This is a genomic window from Thermoactinospora rubra (assembly GCF_002093975.1).
In the GTDB taxonomy this organism is placed as follows: Bacteria; Actinomycetota; Actinomycetes; order Streptosporangiales; family Streptosporangiaceae; genus Nonomuraea; species Nonomuraea rubra_A.
Map to the genome: position 1 here is coordinate 1 of NZ_MSZZ01000124.1, position 1,294 is coordinate 1,294.

The 1,294-nt window shown below is 68.5% G+C and carries 1 protein-coding gene; it reads left to right on the forward strand.

The window, feature by feature from the left end; all coding sequences use genetic code 11:
• Positions 1 to 1,294, forward strand: a 1,294-nt coding sequence (gene qcrB / locus BSB02_RS39175) for a cytochrome bc1 complex cytochrome b subunit (protein WP_084966070.1), incomplete at both ends; no start/stop codon positions are given.

The following is a 1,294-nucleotide window of genomic DNA, read 5'->3' on the forward strand; positions in this document are numbered from 1 at the left end:
TACGACGGGCCGTACGCCCCGCTCAAGGGCGTGATGATGTCGGAGGCGTACGCCTCGGCGCTGGAGCTCAGCTTCGAGGTGCGCGGCGGCCTGCTGATGCGGCAGATGCACCACTGGGCGGCGCTGCTGTTCGTGGCCGGCATGACCGTGCACATGCTGCGCGTGTTCTTCACCGGCGCCTACCGCAAGCCGCGCGAGCTCAACTGGATCATCGGCGTGCTGCTGCTCACGCTGGCGCTGGTGGAGGGCCTGACGGGCTACTCGCTGCCGGACGACCTGCTGTCGGGCGCCGGTCTGCGCATCACCGAGGGCGTGGCGATCTCGCTGCCGATCGTCGGCACCTACATCACGTTCTTCCTGTTCGGCGGCGAGTACCCCGGCGAGGACATCATCTCCCGGTTCTACTCGCTGCACATCCTGCTGATCCCGGGCATCATCCTGGCGCTGGTGTCGGCGCACATGGTGCTCATGTGGGTGCAGAAGCACACCCAGATGCCGGGCAAGGGCCGTACCAACACCAACGTGGTGGGCGCGCCGTTCTACCCCGCGTTCATGGCCAAGGCCGGGGCGTACTTCCTGTTCACCTTCGCGGTGATCGCCGGTCTGGCGACCTTCGCGCAGATCAACCCGATCTGGATCTTCGGCCCGTACAACCCGGCCGACATCTCGGCCGGCTCCCAGCCCGACTGGTACATGGGCTTCCTGGAGGGCTCCCTGCGCCTCATGGTGCCGTGGGAGATCAACCTGGGCGGCACCGCCGAGTGGGGCACGCTCCCGCTCAGCGTGATCATCCCGGCCCTCGTGCCGATGGGGATCATCATGACCGGCCTGGCGCTGTATCCGTTCATCGAGCGGTGGATCACGGGCGACAACCGTGAGCACCACATCTGCGACCGGCCGCGCAACAACCCGCACCGCACCTCGATCGGCATCGCGGCGATAGGGGTGCTGTGGCTGCTGGGCGCCAACGACGAGATCGCGGCGAACTTCAACGTCAGCCTGAACTGGACCACCTACACCGGCCGGGTGCTGGTGTTCGCGGGCCCGGTGATCGCCTACATCGTCACCTACCGGATCTGCCTGGGCCTGCAGCGGGCGGACGCGGCGGTGATCGGGCACGGCGTGGAGTCGGGCGTCATCAAGCGGCTGCCGCACGGGGAGTTCATCGAGGTCCACACGCCTCCCGCCGAGGACATCGAGGCGCACGTGCGGGGCAAGGAGCCGGTGCCCATGCTGCCGGCCTCCCCGGACGGGCAGGGCATCCCGCCCCGGGGCATGCGCGGGCCGCTCGGCA